Below are 15,607 nucleotides of genomic sequence, written 5' to 3' on the forward strand. Positions count from 1 at the left end.
GTGTTGCTCCTTACAGGGCCTGAATTTTTGCCCAGACGCTGTCGTCAACGGTGATACCGTTCCGGCTATTTTCTTCCAGTAGCTTTGTAAACTCGTGGCCCGGCAGACGAACAGGCGTGTTTTCATCAGCGCGTTCGGCGGTGGTGATGAAATCCATAATCCGCTGTAGCTTGGCATCGCGGGTGGCGCCGTCGATCAGCTTATCCACTTCAATGGCGATAAAAATCTGTGAAACGCCATATTCATCGCTGTTATCCTGGGTGACTTCCGCAACGGAGGAGCCATCAGAAAGCAGGGTGGCAATCATATCCAGCACAATCGACAGACCTGAACCTTTCCAGTAGCCCATCGGCAAAATGCGGCGGTTTTTTTCGATAACGCCCGGCTCTTTGGTGAGATTGCCTTCATCATCAAAGCCACCATCTACCGGCAGTTGGCGACCGGCCAGGCGATTCACTTCCAGCATGCCGTAGGAGAACATCGACATCGACATATCAACCATGGTGATTGGCGTGGAGGGGATCGCGACAATCAGCGGGTTGGTTCCAATGCGGCACTCTTTCGAACCCCACGGTGGCATGACGGCAATTGAGTTAGTCCAGCAGATACCGATGTAACCTTTCTCCGCCGCCTGCCAGCCATAGCTACCGCCGCGCATCCAGTGGTTGGCGTTACGCAGTGCGACCAGGCCAATACCGTGATCGGAGGCCAGCTCAATGGCTCTGTCCATCATCTTTTTCGCCGTCAGGTTGCCGATCGAACGCTGGGCATCCCATTGTTCAATCGCCCCCAGGCTGGTAATGCGTTGCGGTTTGGCCTCAGGAATGATGTCGCCGTTATCCAGTTGCTGAATGAAACGGGGGAAACGATTCACGCCGTGCGAATAAACGCCGGACTCGGTGGTGCGCGCAAACATTTCGGCACAGGCATCGGCGGTTTCAACGGCGATACCGCGTGCCAGCAGTACCCGATTGAACGCATCTTTCAACTGCTCAAAAGTGACTTTCATTCCTGTTTCCTTGTTTAAATTTGATCTCTTTTTTATCTCTAAATTTCACTATGCGAAATCTGATTTCAAATATAACGATCAAATTTTGACAGATCAACGGGGTGGTCTATTTTTTAAAATCATCAAAATCAAATAGTTGTGTTTTTTCGGTTCAGATCGTGAACTGAAACACACTTTGCGCTACCATCAGAGCGCGACGAAAAGGGGGAGCGGATGCGATGGGCACAAAAGAGAGTGAAATGACGCAAGATAAAGAGAGGCCAGCCGGAAGTCAGAGCCTGTTCCGTGGTTTAATGTTGATTGAGATTCTGAGTAACTATCCGAATGGGTGCCCACTGGCCCATCTGTCTGAACTGGCCGGGCTGAACAAAAGTACTGTGCATCGACTCCTGCAAGGGCTGCAGTCCTGCGGATATGTCACGCCTGCACCTGCTGCGGGTAGCTATAGGTTAACCACTAAATTTATCGCCGTGGGTCAGAAGGCACTATCTTCACTGAATATCATCCATGTTGCCGCACCACACCTCGAAGCGTTGAATATTGCCACCGGTGAAACAATCAACTTCTCCAGTCGTGAAGATGACCACGCGATTCTGATTTATAAGCTGGAACCGACGACAGGCATGCTGCGTACCCGCGCTTATATCGGTCAACATATGCCGCTGTACTGCTCCGCGATGGGCAAAATTTACATGGCGTTTGGGCATGCGGATTACGTGGAGTCCTACTGGGAGAGCCATCAGGATCTGATTAAGCCGCTGACCCGCAATACCATTACCGGTCTACCGGCGATGTACGATGAACTCGCTAAGATCCGCGAAAGCAGTATGGCGATGGATCGTGAAGAGAACGAACTGGGCGTTTCCTGTATTGCTGTACCGGTGTTTGATATTCATGGCCGGGTGCCGTACGCGGTGTCAATTTCACTCTCGACCTCGCGACTTAAGCAGATAGGGGAAAAAAATCTACTCAAGCCGCTACGGGAAACCGCGCAGGCGATTTCCAATGAGCTGGGTTTTACCGTTCGCGATTAGGCGGATCGCCATAGTTGTTCAGGCACCTGACAATATTTAACCGTTTCCCCTGTCCGATCAAGGCGTCAGGGGCAACCTCTCTGGCACTCTGTGGTTTTCACGCAGACGGAGGGAGCAATGAACGAGTTTATTATGGCGGATGCGGCAAAATGTATTGGGTGTCGTACCTGCGAAGTTGCTTGCGTCGTCGCGCACCAGCAAAACCAGGACTGCGCGTCGGTCTCTTCCACTGCGTTTACCCCGCGCATCCGCGTGATCAAAGACGACGCCTTTACGACGGCAGTCGCCTGCCATCAATGCGAGGACGCTCCCTGTGCAAATGTCTGCCCGACGCACGCAGTTCGTCGTGAACATGGGCATATCTTCGTTGAACAGACGCGTTGTATTGGCTGTAAAAGTTGTATGCTGGCCTGCCCGTTTGGGGCAATGAATGTCGTCGCCCGCTCGTCGCGGGTACAGGCGATAAAGTGCGATTTATGCTGGCACCGTGATGCGGGGCCGGCGTGTGTCGAAGCCTGCCCGACCAGCGCGTTGCAGTGTATAGATGCCGTCAGTATTCAGCGCCAGCGTCTGTGTTCACTTCCACAGTAATGTGAGTCCCGACCTGTAGTTAGGTCGGGACTTGCGTTAGCCTTCCTGCCAGGCGCGTTCGATCTCTTCAGCCAGAATCTTCACTCCAGCTTCTATTTTCTCCGGTTCTGGCACGTAGTTCATCCGCATACACTGATGCGTATGCGGCCAGGGTTTATCCAGACCCGGGAAGAAGTAGTCACCAGGAACCATCAGCACGCCGCGCGCTTTCAGACGCTGATACAACAGTTCGGTAGTGATAGGCAAATCTTTGAACCATAACCACAGGAAAATCGCGCCCTCCGGTTTATGAATAAGGCAGCGATCTTCAGATAAATAGCGGCGAATGATCGCAATCGTCTCCTGAACGCGCTGATAATAAAACGGCTTAATAACCGTCTCGGACAGGCGCAGAAGGTCGTTGCGCTTAATCATTTCGCACATGATTGCCGGACCCATTCCGCCAGGCGCGAGACTGATAATGCCGTTCATGTTGGTGATGGCGGTGATGATTTTTTCATTCGCGATAATGATGCCGCAGCGGGAGCCTGGCAGACCCAGCTTGGAAAGGCTCATGCACAGCACAATGTTGGGGTTCCACAGCGGGCGCGCTTCGCTAAAGATGATGCCGGGGAACGGTACGCCATAGGCGTTATCAATCACCAGCGGGATCCCATGCTGGTTGGCCAGCCGGTCCAGCTTCATCAGCTCTTCATCGGTGATCACGTTGCCTGTCGGGTTTGTCGGACGTGACACGCAGATCATGCCCGTCTCTTCACCGATGTGCAGGTGTTCAAAATCAACGTGATACTTAAACTGACCTTCTGGTAACAGTTCGATGTTTGGACGCGCGGAGACAAAAAGATCCTCTTCCAGCCCGGAATCGGCATAGCCAATGTATTCCGGAGCTAACGGGAACAACACTTTTTGCGTTGTTCCGTCGGCGCGGCGTCCGGCGAACAGATTGAATAAGTAGAAAAATGCGCTCTGACTGCCATTTGTCAGTGCAATATTTTGTGGCTCGATATCCCAACCCTGCTTCTCACGTAGCAGTTTCGCCAGCTCAGTCAGCAGCTCGGTTTTACCTTGTGGACCATCGTAATTGCAAAGCGCATCAGTGGCTTTGCCGTTTTCCAGCATATCTGCCAGCAGAGATTGAAAGTAATTTTGCATCTCTGGAATTTGCGCCGGATTGCCGCCACCGAGCATGATGGCGCCTGGGGTGCGTAAACCGTCGTTAAGGTCCTCCATCAGGCGTGTGATGCCTGAATGGCGGGTAAATTTGTCGCCAAAAAGTGAGAATGTCATAGCAGGTGGTCTGTCGAACTGAGTAGTAAAGTGGCTAACCATAGCGCTACCCATGGCAGGGTGCAAATCAGGGGGAACAGGCCGGATTGAGATTTTGTGCTACTGATTTTTATTTGGCTGGTTTTTAATGTTGAGTAAGGCTTCCCGCTGCGTGCACAGCGAGAAGCCTGCCGGGATCAGGGCTGGCCGGCCCACACCACCATCACCTTATCGTCGCCATGCTCACGAATAAATCCGTATCCCTGCGTCAGCGGCAGCGTGATTTGTTTACCGGCGCCAATGGCGGGATGCCTGGCCCTGAACTGACTGATTCGCTGCCAGTGGGCGACGCTGGCGGCAGATTTCCCGGTCACATCCTGCCAGTTCATCTCTGAGCGCGTACCCTGTAATGGGTCTGAGCCGGTTGGGCCAAAGGGGCGGGCCGACTCGTCGCCATAAAAGAGTTGAACCGCGCCAGGTGCCAGCAGCAATAGCTCGGCGGCTTTGTCTCCACCTTCGCGGAACAGACGTGTATCGTGCGAGGAGAGATAGCTCAGGACGTTGAAGTCCTGCAATTTATCCGCCATCTGCTGCCAGGTGGGGTCCATATTTGCCAGACAATCGACGGCCTTTGCCGCCTGCTCCTGGTAGTCGAAATTGATCATCGCATCGAAGCCGTGACGGTAATAGTCGCTTTGCATCACACCGTGACCCCAGGCCTCGCCGGTCATCCAGAAGGGGTTATCATCCAGCGCTTTTTCCGGATTGGCTTTCTTCCATTCGACCAGCGCCGCGCTGGCCTGTGTTTTTAGCTGCTGCCAGGCGGGAAGCTCGACGTGTTTAGCGGTGTCGACCCGAAAGCCGTCAATCCCATAATCACGCACCCACTGACTGAGCCAGTGCGTCAGATAATCCCGGGGCGTGTAACCGGCGATGGCTTTGGCGTGCGTATCCGGCTTGTGCTGATAAAAGTTTGGCAGCCCGGAAGGCGTGGTGGATTCGGTTTTCAGATCGGGCAGGAAAGCCAGCGACATCGTCAGGTCGTCAAAGCCAGGATTGTCGTAATCGCCAATATCGGTGCGGACCCAGTTTTTCCCCCACCATTTTTCCCAGCCAGCTTTATCGCTAAAGTTGATGTAATCATTGAAACTGTGCCAGCTTTGCCCGGCGGCTGGCTGCCAGTCCGTCCAGCGTTCCCCGAGCGTTTTTTTCAGCTCATCGCCCGATAGATACAGTGCCCCAAACTGATACTCCTGCATATCCGCCAGCGTGGCGTAGCCGGTATGGTTCATCACCACATCAAACAAGACACGGATGCCGCGCTGGTGTGCGCCATCAACCAGCGCACGCAGGTCCGCTTCGTTTCCCATATTGGCGTCAAGCGTGGTCCAGTCTTGGGTGTAGTAGCCGTGGTAAGCGTAGTGGGGGAAGTCCCCTTTGGCGCCACCGCCGACCCAGCCGTGGATTTGCTCAAACGGCGCGCTGATCCACAGGGCGTTGACGCCTAACTGTTGCAGGTAGTCGAGTTTGCTGGCTAGCCCGCGCAAATCGCCACCGTGGAACGTGCCAATTTCTTGCATGCCGTCGTTGCGACGCCCATAGCTGTGGTCGTTACTCGGATCGCCATTCACAAAGCGGTCCGTCAGGACGAAATACACCGTGGCGTTATGCCAGTCGAAAGCGGCGGGGGCATCGGTTTCCGCCCGTTCCAGTAGCAACAGCCCGTTACTGGTTGCGGCGGGCTGTAGGGTAATCGACCCGTTTTTTACCGTTGCCGTTTGCTGGCTGTAGAAATCACGCACCACGGCACCTTCCGGGAAGGTCTGGCTCACGTCCAGCGTTAATGGTGAACCGTCCCATTTCGGGCATTGGCGAATCTGGGTGGTGACGGTGTCCTTAGCACTTTTTACCAACAGCATCAGCGTCGGCGTACCGGAGCGGGTATCGATTTCCAGCGTGTAATCGCCGTCTTTGAATAAACGCCACTGTGGCGGCGTGCCTTCACAAGGTTTTAGCGACAGCATCTGGTTGAGTTTTATCGCATCAGCAGGCTGCCAGCACTGTTGGTCAAAATTCAGGGTTAAAGGACGGGTACCCTTCGTCAACGCTGCATGGCTGACGAATTTACCCGTACCTTCCGCTTCGAAGGTGGGAAGTCCTTGAGACGTCCATGATGAGGCGATGGCAATGCCGGGCATTAGCGCCAGCGCAACGGCGGCAAGTTTCATAGTGCTGTCCTTGATGCTGCGATTTTCGCCAGTTTGCCAGTGAAATCAGGCCGGAAACTCCTCCTTTGAGTTGATTCCGCCAGGAGGAGAAGTGAGGGTGAGCGATCGCGCGCAAAAAATGAACTTATTTTGCGATAACCTCCACATTTTCTTCGAATTAATGGCACCCAGAACTGTTAATACGTGACATAGTTTCAGAATTGGACTATTCCTGAGGGTGCTCTTGACGGCTATTTTTGATATGATTTGAGATTCATCTCTCATTTTTGTGAAAAATATAAGGTGTTGGAATGTATAAATCCGACCAGGAGACCTAATGATATTGACTCCCATTCGACGATATGGGGCAATGATTCTTATGTTACTCACCGTTGCATTTTCGGGTGAGGTGCTGGCAAAGACACACACGGCGACAACGAGTCACAAGCCCCAGATAACCAAGGCAAGTAATAAACAGGTTAGCAGTAAACAAGAGTATTCTCGCAATAGTGCAAAGAGTAGTTCACTTCCTGATTTGCGAAAATACCCTTCCGGAACACCAAGGAAAAAAGCGTTTCTCCGGACAGTTATGCCTTATATTACCAGTCAAAATGCTGCCATTACGGCGGACCGTAACTGGCTGATTTCAAAACAGTACCAGAATCGCTGGTCACCGACTGAGCGTACGCGTATGAAAGACATCGCGAAGCGCTACAAGGTGAACTGGTCTGGTAACACGCGTAAAATTCCGTGGAATACGCTGCTTGAGCGTGTAGACATTATCCCGACCAGTATGGTGGCAACCATGGCTGCGGCAGAAAGCGGCTGGGGTACGTCGAAGCTGGCGCGGAGCAACAACAACCTGTTTGGCATGAAATGTGGCAAGGGTCGTTGTAACAATGCACCGGGTAAGGTGAAAGGCTACTCACAGTTTGAATCAGTGAAAGAGTCGGTGAATGCTTACGTCATTAATTTGAATACGCATCCGGCCTACTCTTCCTTCCGTAAGTCACGTGCGCAGTTGCGTAAAGCCGATCAGGAAGTCACCGCCACCGCGATGATCCATAAGCTGAAGGGTTATTCCACTAAGGGACAGAGTTATAACAACTATCTGTTCGCAATGTATCAGGACAACCAGCGTTTAATCGCCGCGCATATGTAATTTCGAGTGCCGGATGGCGACTTCGCCCTCCGGCTATCATCCTTATAGCAACACTTCACTGTTCACATCGCGATACTCTTTTGGCGTCGTGTCGTACTCTTTCTTGAATACCGAATAGAAATACTGCAGAGATGGGTAGCCGCACATCTGTGAAATTTCGTTGATTGAAAGCGTGGTAGAAATCAACAGACTGCGCGCCTTTTCCAGCTTTTCGGCATGAATCACGGCGTGAATGGTCTCTCCGACCTCTTCTTTAAAGCGCTTCTCCAGATTCGAACGTGAAATCCCTACTGAGTCCAACACTTGATCAACCTTGATACCTTTGCAGGCATGGTTGCGAATGTAATGCATCGCCTGAATAACGGCAGGATCGGTAAGTGAACGATAATCTGTAGACTGACGCGCAACAACGCGTACAGGAGGAACCAGAATGCGCTGTAAGGGTATCTCTTCGTGAGCCAGCAGGCGGTGGAGTAGTTTGGCTGCCTGATACCCCATTTGTCTGGCCCCCTGAGCGACGGAGGACAAGGCGACTCGTGACAGGTAACGGGTCAGCTCTTCGTTATCGATACCAATGACGCACAGTTTTTCCGGTACCGGAATATGCAGATGTTCACAGGCCTGCAGAACGTGCCGCGCACGTGCGTCGGTGACGGCGATAATCCCGGTTTGCGGCGGCAGAGTTTGCAGCCAGTCCGCCAGCCTATTTTGCGCGTGCTGCCAGTTCTCCGGCGCGGTTTCCAGCCCCTGATAGACGACGCCGCGGTACTTCTCTTTGGCAACCAACTGGCAAAACGCATATTCACGTTCTGCGGCCCAGCGTTTACCGCTTGAAGCCGGAAGACCATAAAATGCAAACCGGTTAATCCCTTTCTCTTTCAGATGCAGGAAGGCGCTTTCTACCAGCGCGTGGTTGTCGGTGGCAATGTAATGTACTGGTGGATAATCTTGCTGCAGATGGTAGGAACCCCCAACGCCAATGATCGGAACATCCACATCGACAAGTAATTGCGCAATATCATCATCGTCATAATCGGCAATAACGCCGTCGCCTAACCACTCTTTAATGTTATCAATGCGAGCACGAAAATCTTCTTCTATGAAGATATCCCACTCCGATTGCGACGCTTGCAGATACTCGCCAACCCCTTCAACCACCTGACGGTCGTAGGCTTTATTGGCATTAAATAACAACGTAATACGATGACGTTTATAAAACATGGTTCTTTTCCTGCTGAATCATGTAGATAAGACAATGCCGGTTGCATTAACCGGCATTGAGATACACCCACTTCTTAAATTCAGGAACGACGTTTGGTTGCTGAGTCCATCCATACCGCCAACAACAATATCGCCCCTTTCACTATGTATTGCCAGAAGGTGGGGACGTCCATCATACTCATTCCATTATCGAGAGAAGCCATAATGAATGCGCCCATGACGGCGCCGGCAACACTCCCGACCCCTCCCGCCAGGCTGGTTCCCCCGATGACACATGCGGCAATGGCATCCAGTTCTGCAATGTTCCCTGCGGAAGGGGAACCTGCGCCAAGCCGGGAGCTAAGAATGAGCCCGGCAATGGCGACCATCAAACCATTAATAGCGAAGACGGCAAGTTTGGTGCGTTCAACGTTGATACCTGAAAGGCGGGCGGCTTCCAGGTTCCCGCCAATGGCGTAAATTCTCCGACCGAATGCAGTGCGCGTGGCCATAAACATCCCGCCGAGCAGCAGCAGCGTCAGCAGCAGGACGGGCGTTGGAACACCACGATAATCGTTTAATAGCCAGATTGCCCCTAAGACGACAATGGCTGTGAATGCCTGGCGACCCACAGCCGACGTTGATGCGGGAGTGGCAAGGCCTAACGCCTGGCGACGCATACGGCCTCGCCATTGCCAGCCAACAAACGCCATTAAGCCGAGAGCACCGATGACAAAGCCTGTGCCATCAGACAAGTAGCTCTGACCAATCTGAGACATTGCTGCGCTGGTGGGGGATACGGTGGTGCCGTTGGTGATGCCAATCAGAATACCGCGGAAAGCCAGCATTCCCGCAAGGGTGACGATAAACGACGGAACCTTGCGGTAAGCAACCCACCATCCATTCCATGCCCCGAGGAGCAATCCCAGAGTCAAGGTTACGATCACCGTCAGCGGTAAAGGCCAGCCTAGCCAAACATCACAGATCGCCGCTACGCCGCCCAATAATCCCATCATGGAACCGACAGAGAGATCGATTTCAGCGGAAATGATCACAAACACCATACCCACGGCAAGAATACCGGTAATCGCAGTCTGTCGAAGCAGGTTCGAGACATTACGTGCGCTCAGGTATGCGCCATCAGTGGTCCACGTGAAAAACAGCATAATCACGATAATCGCCGCAATCATGACGAAGACTTGCAAGTTAAGCGATTTTATTGCTGGGAAACCACCTGTGATAGAGGGAGAAAGTTTCGCTTCAGACGGATTGTTTTTCGACATGATGTTCGCTCCTTAATGCGGCTTCCATCACCTGCTCCTGAGTCAGGTTATGATTTACCAGGTTAGCTTTCAGTTTTCCTTCATGCATCACAAGGATGCGATCGCTTAGTCCGAGCACTTCAGGTAATTCAGAGGAGATGACAATCACGGCAATGCCTTCCTGGACGAGGTGGTTGATGAGTTTGTAGATTTCATATTTGGCGCCGATATCAATACCCCTGGTGGGTTCATCAAGAATGAGAATCCGGGGATTTAACAGGAGGCAACGTGCGAGAATCGCTTTTTGCTGATTCCCTCCGCTCAGACGCCCGATCGCAAGGTCGGGGGACGATGTTTTTACTTTGAGCTGTTGAAGCGATTCCAGAATGCATTTTTGTTCAGCGGCATCATCAAGATGGCTCATGCCCCCGGTAAATTTATCGAGTGCAGCCAGCGTGATATTTTTCCCCACAGCCATCACCGGAACAATGCCATCTTTTTTTCTGTCTTCAGGCACCATGGCGATGCCATGAGCAATAGCTTGCTGGCAGTTATGGATATGCACCTGAGTGCCTTCAATAAAAATCTTTCCCTCCCAACGACCAGACCAGACGCCAAACAGACACTGTACGGCTTCGGTACGTCCTGCACCGACGAGTCCGGCAATGCCGAGAATTTCGCCCTGCTTGAGTGAGAAAGAAATGTCGTTGACGCGTTTTATATGGCGATTGACGGGATGCCAGGCTGTCAGATTCTCAACCCGTAAAATCTCTTCTCCCGTGGTATGAGGCTCGCTGGGGTAAAGTGCGGTGAGCTCACGACCAACCATCATGGTGATAATATCGTCTTCAGTCATGTTGGTCGCATCGCGTGTGCCGATGTGTTTACCGTCGCGAATAACGCAAATGGTATTCGAGATGGCCTTAACTTCATTCAGTTTGTGTGAAATATAAATGCAGGCGATATCATGCTGTTGTAGGTCACGTATAATATTCAGCAGTATTGCAGTTTCCTGCTCGGTGAGGGAGGCCGTTGGTTCATCCAGAATAAGTAAGCGGACCTGCTTATTCAGCGCTTTTGCAATTTCTACCAGCTGTTGTTGCCCTAATCCTAAATCGCCCACGCGCGTATCTGGCGAAATAGACAAACTGACCTGATCGAGTAATTTTTGACAGCGTAACGTCATCATCTCGTAATCAAGAACGCCGTTACGGGTCATTTCGTTACCGAGGAAAATATTTTCCAGTATTGTTAACTCTTTCACCAGGGCTAATTCCTGGTGGATGATCGCAATACCCTTACGTTCGGTATCACGAATATGGCTGGCACGGATGGCTTCGCCAGCAAAAATGATCTCGCCTTCGTAGGTTCCATGCGGGTAAATTCCGCACAGAACTTTCATTAGCGTCGATTTACCCGAACCATTTTCACCGCATAATGAAATGATTTCGCCAGCATTGATCCTAAGGCTAACGTTATCAACCGCCTTCACTACGCCGAATGTCTTGGTAATGTTTTTCATTTCAAGAAGATATGGCATAACTGCTCCACATAAGCCAATAAGAGAACCCTGCGTGGACATTCACGTATATCCGTGGCGAATTTGACACCACGTTTTATTGCCCTCTGATTTGCAGAGGGCACATGGCTTACAGATCGCTTTTCTTGTGGAATCCGTCTTTAATGACGGTCTCGTTAATATTGTCTTTGTTAACATCAATAGGTGTGAGTAGTCGGGAAGGGACATCTTTCAGGCCATTATTCAGCGAAGTATCTGCTTTAGGCTGTTGATCATTTCCCAGTTCGACGGCGATTTCCGCAGCGGTATTTGCGAGCAATGTAATAGGTTTATAAACCGTCATGGTTTGAGTCCCGGCGACAATGCGCTTGATGCCTGCAAGGTCTGCATCTTGTCCGGAAATAGCGACTTTTCCTGATAATCCTTGCGCACTCAGCGCCTGAATCGCACCGCCAGCTGTGGCGTCATTTGAGGCAACTACTGCGTCAATTTTGTTATTGTTGGCGGTTAGCGCATTTTCCATAATCTTCAACGCATTCTCCGGTAACCAGCCGTCAACCCATTGATCGCCCACCACCTTAATTTTTCCGCTGTCGATATACGGTTTTAATACTTTCATTTGTCCAGCGCGGAACAGCTTCGCGTTGTTATCAACGGGTGAGCCACTCATCAGGAAATAATTCCCTTCGGGGACAATATTGACTAATGATTGAGCCTGTAATTCACCTACTTTTTCATTATCGAAAGAGATATAAAAATCGATGTCAGCATCATTGATCATGCGATCGTAAGCCAGCACCTTGATCCCTTCTTGTTTTGCTTCTTTGATAACATTGCTTAATACCTGGCCGTTGTAAGGGATTATCACAAGGACATCCACGCCCCGGTTTATCATGTTTTCAATCTGCGACATTTGGGTTTCTTCATTACCATTCGCCGATTGTACAAATACTTTCGCACCAAGCGATTCAGCTTTATTGACGAAAATATCGCGATCTTTCTGCCAGCGTTCCAGGCGGAGATCATCAATCGCCATACCGATTTTTACTTCTTTGGCATGACCTGCGACACTGGTGAGTAAAAGGGATGTGCAAACAGCAAGTAAAATGTTCTTCATCTTCATAATCGTGATGCCTTTTGTAGGGGAGAAACAGCAGTAAAAGTAACAATCACAGCATAAGACGTAGCAGAGTTTTAACAGGTAACGGCGGGAAGGCAATTATAGATTTTTATCTTCCAATTACGTTTTTTGGTTTATTTCTTGATTTATGACCGGGATCGTATTTTAAATGATTCGTTACCTGGGTTGCATTTAAGTTTGATAAGTAACAATTTTTAAATTGTTCAGATTTTATTTTGAGAAGTAGCGCACACTTGTGAATTATCTCAATGGCAGTATGAAATAACATAATTGAGCAATAGGTGGGGAGTGCCCAATATTACGACATTATCCATCACCCGCCGCATTACCTGATTATGGAGTTCATTATGCCAGCCTATTTTGACCAGCTTGAGCGCGTTCGTTATGAAGGCACCAAATCAACTAATCCATTAGCATTTCGCCACTACAACTCTGATGAGTTAGTGTTAGGCAAGCGTATGGAAGATCACCTGCGATTTGCTGCCTGCTACTGGCACACTTTCTGCTGGAATGGTGCAGATATGTTTGGTGTTGGTGCATTTAATCGCCCGTGGCAGCAGCCCGGTGAAGCGCTGGAATTAGCGAAGCGCAAGGCGGACGTGGCGTTCGAGTTTTTCCACAAACTGAACGTGCCCTACTACTGCTTCCATGACGTGGATGTCTCGCCGGAAGGCGCGTCGCTGAAAGAGTACAAAAACAATTTTGCGCAGATGGTTGATGTACTGGCGGCAAAACAGGAACAGAGCGGCGTGAAGCTGCTGTGGGGAACGGCAAACTGCTTCACCAACCCACGTTACGGCGCGGGCGCGGCCACGAACCCGGATCCAGAAGTGTTCAGTTGGGCCGCCACGCAGGTGGTTACGGCTATGGATGCCACGCATAAATTAGGCGGTGAAAACTACGTTCTGTGGGGCGGTCGTGAAGGCTATGAAACGCTGCTGAATACCGATCTGCGTCAGGAACGTGAGCAAATTGGTCGCTTCATGCAACTGGTAGTGGAACACAAACACAAAACTGGTTTCCAGGGCACTTTGCTTATCGAGCCGAAGCCGCAGGAACCGACCAAGCACCAGTATGATTACGATGCGGCGACCGTATACGGATTCCTCAAGCAGTTCGGTCTGGAAAAAGAGATCAAACTGAATATCGAAGCCAACCACGCCACGCTGGCGGGTCACTCGTTCCATCACGAAATCGCTACCGCTATCGCACTGGGCCTGTTTGGCTCTGTCGATGCCAACCGTGGGGACGCGCAACTGGGCTGGGACACTGACCAATTCCCGAACAGCGTAGAAGAGAATGCGTTGGTGATGTACGAAATCCTGAAAGCCGGCGGCTTCACCACCGGTGGCCTGAACTTCGATGCCAAGGTTCGTCGTCAGAGTACCGATAAATACGATCTGTTCTATGGTCATATTGGCGCGATGGATACCATGGCGCTGTCGCTGAAAATTGCGGCGCGTATGATTGAAGACGGTGGTCTGGATCAGCGCGTGGCTAAACGTTATGCCGGTTGGAATGGTGAGCTGGGCCAGCAAATTCTGAAAGGGCAGATGACGCTGACGGAAATTGCGCAGTACGCTGAACAACACAACCTGGCGCCAGTGCACCAGAGCGGTCATCAGGAATTGCTGGAAAATCTGGTGAACCATTATTTGTTCGACAAATAACGGGTCTCTGAGCATGTCCGTAAGCCCGGTCAGCTCGCGCGACCGGGCCTTTCTTTAAGGAACGATGCCCTATGTATATCGGGATAGATCTTGGCACATCAGGCGTAAAGGCCATTCTGCTCAACGAGCAGGGCGATGTGGTCGCTTCGCAAACAGAGAAACTCACCGTCTCGCGCCCGCACCCGTTATGGTCAGAACAAGACCCAGAGCAGTGGTGGCTGGCAACGGATCGCGCTGTGAAAGCCCTGGGTCGGCAGCATTCACTTCGCGAGGTGAAAGCGTTGGGGATTGCCGGACAGATGCACGGCGCGACGCTACTGGATGAACAACAGAAGGTATTGCGCCCGGCTATCCTGTGGAACGATGGTCGCTGCGCCGAAGAGTGCGTCATGCTGGAGAGCCTGGTTCCGCAGTCTCGTGCCATCACCGGCAACCTAATGATGCCTGGCTTTACCGCGCCAAAGCTGCTGTGGGTACAGCGCCACGAACCGGAGATTTTTAGCCGGGTTGATAAAGTCCTGCTGCCGAAAGATTACCTGCGCCTGCGTATGACCGGCGATTTCGCCAGCGATATGTCTGATGCGGCTGGTACCCTGTGGCTGGATGTTGCGAAGCGTGACTGGAGTGATGTCATGCTGGAAGCCTGTAAGCTGACTCGTGCGCATATGCCTGCGCTCTATGAAGGCAGTGAGATTACCGGAACATTGTTGCCAGCAGTCGCCAGGGCCTGGGGAATGCAGGAGGTTGCGGTGGTCGCCGGAGGCGGGGATAACGCAGCGGGGGCAGTTGGCGTGGGCATGATGAATGCCGGTCAGGCGATGCTATCGCTGGGTACTTCCGGGGTCTATTTTGCGGTCAGCGACGGCTTTCTCAGCAAACCGGAAAGCGCGGTCCATAGCTTTTGCCATGCCTTGCCTGAACGATGGCACCTGATGTCCGTGATGCTAAGTGCGGCATCCTGCCTGGACTGGGCGGCAAAATTAACCGGACTGGCGAGCGTTCCTGCGTTGATTGCCGCAGCGCAACAGGCGGATGAACACGCTGAGCCGGTCTGGTTTTTACCCTATCTGTCCGGTGAACGTACGCCGCACAACAACCCGCAGGCGAAGGGCGTATTTTTCGGTCTGACGCATCAGCATGGTCCGGCGGAGCTGGCACAGGCGGTGCTGGAAGGCGTTGGTTTTGCATTGGCTGAGGGTATGGACGTGGTACACGCCTGCGGCGTGCAGCCCTCCAGCATTACGCTGATTGGCGGCGGGGCGCGCAGCGAATACTGGCGTCAGATGCTGTCTGACATCAGCGGATTGCAATTGGATTACCGTACCGGCGGCGATGTTGGTCCTGCTCTCGGTGCGGCGCGTCTGGCGCAAATTGCCATTAATCCGCAGCAGCCATTATCAGACCTTCTGCCTCAGCTTACGCTGGAGCAGGCGCATTATCCTGATGCCGAGCGCCATGCCCTTTATCAACAGCGTCGGGAAACCTTCCGCCGAATCTATCAGCAATTACACCCGCTGATGTCCTGACCCTAAATCCCCTCTGGTAA

At 51.8% G+C, this 15,607-nt stretch carries 12 protein-coding genes; 5 read left to right on the top strand and 7 right to left on the bottom strand.

Features of this window, described 5'->3' with window-relative positions; genetic code table 11:
• Nucleotides 1–10 precede the first annotated feature (10 nt).
• Nucleotides 11–1,009 carry a 3-dehydro-L-gulonate 2-dehydrogenase gene (gene yiaK / locus HV237_RS00800; protein ID WP_047359052.1) on the bottom strand — a complete coding sequence of 333 codons (999 nt, stop codon included), beginning with the start codon at nucleotides 1,007–1,009 and terminating at the stop codon, nucleotides 11–13.
• A 218-nt stretch (nucleotides 1,010–1,227) separates the two neighbouring features.
• On the opposite strand from yiaK, the gene yiaJ reads away from it, so the two are divergent.
• Nucleotides 1,228–2,043, top strand: coding sequence for an IclR family transcriptional regulator YiaJ (gene yiaJ / locus HV237_RS00805; protein WP_047359053.1), 816 nt, complete (start codon nucleotides 1,228–1,230; stop codon nucleotides 2,041–2,043).
• A gap of 117 nt (nucleotides 2,044–2,160) precedes the next feature.
• Complete coding sequence (locus HV237_RS00810) at nucleotides 2,161–2,634, top strand: 4Fe-4S dicluster domain-containing protein (RefSeq protein ID WP_047359054.1); 474 nt, start codon at nucleotides 2,161–2,163, stop codon at nucleotides 2,632–2,634.
• A 36-nt stretch (nucleotides 2,635–2,670) separates the two neighbouring features.
• Here HV237_RS00810 and avtA read toward each other — a convergent pair whose 3' ends face one another.
• Nucleotides 2,671–3,963, bottom strand: a complete 1,293-nt coding sequence (gene avtA, locus HV237_RS00815) for a valine--pyruvate transaminase (RefSeq protein ID WP_230675902.1) — start codon at nucleotides 3,961–3,963, stop codon at nucleotides 2,671–2,673.
• Between the two features lie 134 nt (nucleotides 3,964–4,097).
• A complete protein-coding gene (malS, locus tag HV237_RS00820; protein WP_047359055.1) occupies nucleotides 4,098–6,128 on the bottom strand; it encodes an alpha-amylase in 2,031 nt (676 codons plus the stop codon).
• A 316-nt stretch (nucleotides 6,129–6,444) separates the two neighbouring features.
• Here malS and HV237_RS00825 point away from each other — a divergent pair, with 316 nt between their 5' ends.
• Nucleotides 6,445–7,269 carry a protein bax gene (locus tag HV237_RS00825; RefSeq protein ID WP_016154930.1) on the top strand — a complete coding sequence of 275 codons (825 nt, stop codon included), beginning with the start codon at nucleotides 6,445–6,447 and terminating at the stop codon, nucleotides 7,267–7,269.
• Nucleotides 7,270–7,311: 42 nt separating this feature from the next.
• Here the strand turns inward: HV237_RS00825 and xylR are convergent, their stop codons facing one another.
• From xylR to xylF, 4 genes are all read right to left on the bottom strand, one after another.
• A complete protein-coding gene (gene xylR, locus HV237_RS00830) occupies nucleotides 7,312–8,490 on the bottom strand; it encodes a D-xylose utilization transcriptional activator XylR (protein ID WP_016154929.1) in 1,179 nt (392 codons plus the stop codon).
• 80 nt (nucleotides 8,491–8,570) lie between these two features.
• On the bottom strand, nucleotides 8,571–9,752 hold the full coding sequence (xylH, locus tag HV237_RS00835) for a xylose ABC transporter permease XylH (protein WP_016154928.1): 1,182 nt from the start codon (nucleotides 9,750–9,752) through the stop codon (nucleotides 8,571–8,573).
• Nucleotides 9,730–11,271 carry a xylose ABC transporter ATP-binding protein gene (locus tag HV237_RS00840; protein WP_047359056.1) on the bottom strand — a complete coding sequence of 514 codons (1,542 nt, stop codon included), beginning with the start codon at nucleotides 11,269–11,271 and terminating at the stop codon, nucleotides 9,730–9,732. Before HV237_RS00840 ends, xylH begins: the two co-directional genes overlap by 23 nt.
• A 109-nt stretch (nucleotides 11,272–11,380) precedes the next feature.
• Entirely contained in the window at nucleotides 11,381–12,373 is a 993-nt protein-coding gene (xylF, locus tag HV237_RS00845) for a D-xylose ABC transporter substrate-binding protein (protein WP_047359057.1), read from the bottom strand.
• A gap of 365 nt (nucleotides 12,374–12,738) precedes the next feature.
• Between xylF and xylA the strand changes: the two genes are divergently transcribed.
• Together xylA and xylB are read left to right on the top strand one after the other, a co-directional pair.
• Complete coding sequence (gene xylA, locus HV237_RS00850) at nucleotides 12,739–14,061, top strand: xylose isomerase (protein ID WP_016154925.1); 1,323 nt, start codon at nucleotides 12,739–12,741, stop codon at nucleotides 14,059–14,061.
• A 71-nt stretch (nucleotides 14,062–14,132) separates the two neighbouring features.
• The gene (gene xylB / locus HV237_RS00855) at nucleotides 14,133–15,587 is read left to right on the top strand and encodes a xylulokinase (RefSeq protein WP_016157731.1); all 1,455 of its coding nucleotides are present in this window, start codon (nucleotides 14,133–14,135) and stop codon (nucleotides 15,585–15,587) included.
• The last annotated feature ends 20 nt before the right edge of the window (nucleotides 15,588–15,607 follow it).

Origin of the sequence: Citrobacter sp. RHBSTW-00570, assembly GCF_013739755.1 — a bacterium.
Lineage (GTDB): Bacteria > Pseudomonadota > Gammaproteobacteria > Enterobacterales > Enterobacteriaceae > Citrobacter > Citrobacter braakii.